This is a genomic window from Aliivibrio sp. SR45-2 (genome assembly GCF_963890165.1).
In the GTDB taxonomy this organism is placed as follows: Bacteria; Pseudomonadota; Gammaproteobacteria; order Enterobacterales; family Vibrionaceae; genus Aliivibrio; species Aliivibrio salmonicida.
In genome coordinates this window covers 1-2,201 of the sequence record NZ_CAWPRC010000037.1, presented here as the reverse complement: position 1 = coordinate 2,201, position 2,201 = coordinate 1, and the positions used below count along the sequence as shown (strand labels likewise).

The 2,201-nt window shown below is 37.8% G+C and carries 3 protein-coding genes and 1 pseudogene; 2 read left to right on the top strand and 2 right to left on the bottom strand.

Annotated features, from left to right (window positions below; genetic code table 11):
* Nucleotides 1-115, bottom strand: a 115-nt coding sequence (locus AACV33_RS01980; protein ID WP_182700701.1) for a cold-shock protein, incomplete at its 3' end; no start/stop codon positions are given.
* Between the two features lie 200 nt (nt 116-315).
* Between AACV33_RS01980 and AACV33_RS01975 the strand changes: the two genes are divergently transcribed.
* Together AACV33_RS01975 and AACV33_RS01970 are read left to right on the top strand one after the other, a co-directional pair.
* On the top strand, nt 316-930 hold the full coding sequence (locus tag AACV33_RS01975; protein ID WP_182700700.1) for a hypothetical protein: 615 nt from the start codon (nt 316-318) through the stop codon (nt 928-930).
* Nucleotides 931-969: 39 nt separating this feature from the next.
* Nucleotides 970-1,893 carry a LysR family transcriptional regulator gene (locus AACV33_RS01970; RefSeq protein WP_017023244.1) on the top strand — a complete coding sequence of 308 codons (924 nt, stop codon included), beginning with the start codon at nt 970-972 and terminating at the stop codon, nt 1,891-1,893.
* Between the two features lie 4 nt (nt 1,894-1,897).
* On the opposite strand, the pseudogene AACV33_RS01965 reads toward AACV33_RS01970, so the two are convergent.
* A pseudogene (locus tag AACV33_RS01965) lies at nt 1,898-2,201 on the bottom strand (1-acyl-sn-glycerol-3-phosphate acyltransferase); the annotation flags it as partial.

The window sequence follows — 2,201 nt, the reverse complement described above, 5'->3', positions numbered from 1 at the left end:
CGCTTTGAATCGCGCTGAAATGAGCAAACACATCAGGACCGCCATTCTCTTGAGTAATAAAACCGAAACCTTTATCTTCATTAAACCATTTAACAGTACCAGTTGCTTTAGACATTACGTCTCCTTAACACTTAAAAAATTAACTACCAGTGATTCAATATGTTTATCACTGCGACAATCAATGCCGAATTTCACTATATCAAATGTATTTTGATAAATGAAACGCTAAATCATGACCGATATCACTCATTTAACATTAAACTTATTTACGCAGTTGTCGATAATACAGTAAGTCTTTTATTCAACGTTGTGTCTATGTTCATATTGAATCGCTCTATTTTCTTTATCTTATTATCTGTGTTGCTCAGCACCCCTGTTTTAGCTGAAAAATTAAATAAACACCGTTTGATTAATCATATCGATAGCTACGGAAACATTAGCTTGAGGAATACCGGCTACACCGAGTTACCTGACGATTTGGTGGTTAATGGCGATCTTAATTTAGCAAAAAGTAAAATAACAAAGTTACCCCAAGGGCTCGTTATTAACGGTAATCTAAACCTCGCTAATACCGCTATCACTAGAATACCAAGAGGCACAAAAATTGTAGGATATTTAAATTTAGCGGGAGCGACTCAATTTAAACGTTACCGCCGTGGTGTCAAAGTGGCTGGATTTATTAACTTTGCAGGTTCAGGCTTAACCGAACTGCCGGCAAGACTGACAGTTAATGGTGATTTGAGTGTCATTAGAACACCGTTAGCAACATTACCAATGCAGCTAACAATCAAAGGCAACCTTTATCTTGGCTATTCAAAAATAACGGCACTGCCTGATGATCTCGTGGTTAATGGCAATATTTACCTTGGTGGCCAACAAATAACTGATTTCCCTAAATCAATAAAAGTGAATGGCTATATTTATAAGTAACATTACAATAGCAACAATCGTTAATATTGGGGCTGTGTAATGCTAGACAATTTACATCAAATGGTAATTTTTGCTACGGTAGCAAATGAACTTAATTTTACGCGTGCGGCTGAAAAACTCGGCATTTCAAAATCGCACGTATCAAAACAAATCAAAGCATTAGAATTACGATTAGATTGTCAGCTGGTTCAACGTAATAACCGTTCGGTATCAATCACTGCGCTTGGCAGTCAGTATGCCGAATACAGTCAGAAGCTACTCGATATTGCCTATGAAGCCGATGCCCTTTTAGATGCTCACCACGGGCGTATTTCAGGCGTATTTAAGGTCGGTATTGCTCAGTCTTTTGGGAATCGTCACATCACACATGCGTTGGCTGTTTTTCAAGAACTCTATCCAGAATTAGAGCTTGAAGTCAGCTTGTTTGATCATAAACCAAAACTACTTGAAGATGGCTTTGATTGCTGGATCGCCATTCACGATGATTTACCAGAAGGTATGGTTGCAAGAAAAATTGCCGATTGCCGATTCATTGTTGCAGCAGCACCAAGTTATTTAGAAAAACACGGTGAACCAAGTAGACCCGCAGAGCTCTCCCAACATAAATGCATTACTTATCAAAGTAATGAAAGAAAATTTAACGAATGGGAGTTTACTCGTGATGGCGTTCATCAAGTCGTTAACGTGCACAGTAACTTCAAGATTGATAATGCGTCTGCGATACTAGACGCAACCAAAGCCGGTGCAGGTATATCTTATTTAGCGAGTTACTTACTTGAGAATGAGTTTGCGAATGGAAGTTTAGTTCGATTATTAAGTGAATGGGAAGCGGATATGAAATTGCCTATTTATGCGGTTTATCCGAGAAGACAGCATTTACCTCCAAAAGTACGAACTTTTATCGACTTCTTATCCCAACAAGTTGGTAATCCTCCTCATTGGGATAAGAAACTGTTTAACTAAATCACTACAGCGCGTTCTTTACTGGGTTAGCATAAAGAGCGCGTAAAAATGGTTTTTCTTCTTCAGTTAATACCGATAATTTTGCATTTAATTCATTCTTAACACTATCCGTTACAACATCAGAATCAATATTAGCGGCGGCATAGTTAATAGGGAACAAATGATAGTTAGTATGGATTTGCACATCAATACTTTTGGCTAGTTCGTCAGCAGAGTCAGAATCCGTATTCACTACGTCACCAAAGTGAATATGAATACGTTTTTTATTACCGATAATACCTTTAATGATACTGTCGATGTCTTCAAAC

Coding starts and splice junctions, on each gene's coding strand:
- AACV33_RS01970 (WP_017023244.1), top strand. CDS start 970: ATGCTAGACAATTTACATCAAATGGTAATTTTTGCTACGGTAGCAAAT.
- AACV33_RS01975 (WP_182700700.1), top strand. CDS start 316: ATGTTCATATTGAATCGCTCTATTTTCTTTATCTTATTATCTGTGTTG.